1 protein-coding gene is annotated in these 301 nt (G+C 66.8%); it reads right to left on the bottom strand.

All coding sequences use genetic code 11. The annotated features are described in order from the left end of the window. A partial coding sequence (locus tag FVP33_RS19050; protein ID WP_147785261.1) for a LacI family DNA-binding transcriptional regulator occupies positions 1-301 on the bottom strand: 301 nt, incomplete at both ends.

Genomic DNA, 301 nt, shown 5'->3' with positions numbered 1-301 from the left:
CCGCTCATCACAGGACGAGCCGGGGGAAGTCGCCTCCCGGTCCGACTTTTCGTCGCTTTTGCCGAGGATCCCCGAAAGGCCATCTCTGGCCGCCCGTTCTTCCGCTCCGCGGGCCACGTCGGTGAAGAAGGGGTTGCGCACGTCGAGCACGACGAGCCCGATGGTGGAGCTGTGACCCGCCCGCAGCTGCCGCGCGGCATCGTTACGAACGAAACCGAGCTGATTTATGGCCGCCTGAACCCGCGCGGAGACGGCGGCCGAGACCTTCTCGGGGCGATTCATCACGTGGGAGACAGTGCCG

Origin of the sequence: Lacisediminihabitans profunda (genome assembly GCF_008040105.1) — a bacterium.
Classification (GTDB): domain Bacteria; phylum Actinomycetota; class Actinomycetes; order Actinomycetales; family Microbacteriaceae; genus Lacisediminihabitans; species Lacisediminihabitans profunda.
Note: the sequence above shows the minus strand (reverse complement) of the source record. Positions and strands in the feature narration are given on the sequence as shown.